The sequence below is a fragment of the Liquorilactobacillus vini DSM 20605 genome (genome assembly GCF_000255495.1).
Classification (GTDB): Bacteria; Bacillota; Bacilli; order Lactobacillales; family Lactobacillaceae; genus Liquorilactobacillus; species Liquorilactobacillus vini.
In genome coordinates, this window is record NZ_AHYZ01000129.1 from 1 (window position 1) to 298 (window position 298).

Annotated in this window: 1 pseudogene; it reads right to left on the bottom strand. The window is 34.6% G+C overall.

What is annotated here, in order from left to right:
• Positions 1–237, bottom strand: a pseudogene (locus ON15_RS07370) (IS21 family transposase); the annotation flags it as partial.
• Positions 238–298 lie beyond the last annotated feature (61 nt).

A 298-nucleotide genomic window follows, 5' to 3' on the forward strand; every position in this document is an offset into this window, starting at 1 on the left:
TTTTCCTTGAAATCCTTTACCGCAAATAAAATCAAAAATCGCTTTGGCTGAACATCCTGCTTGATACTTAGCTTCAATTAAATCTTTGAAACCATCCAGTTTACTTTTTCTGCTTTTTCTTATTTTTCTTTTTACTGTTCCGTTTAAAGCTCGTTGATAAGCTGCTTTGACAGTTCGGGGATCAACTTCAAGTTGTCTTGCGACTTCACTGTAATTAGGCTTTATTTCATCAATCACGAATCTTTTCATCCTTTCAAAAACATCGTTACGCATGATTTTATACTCACTCCTTAACCTG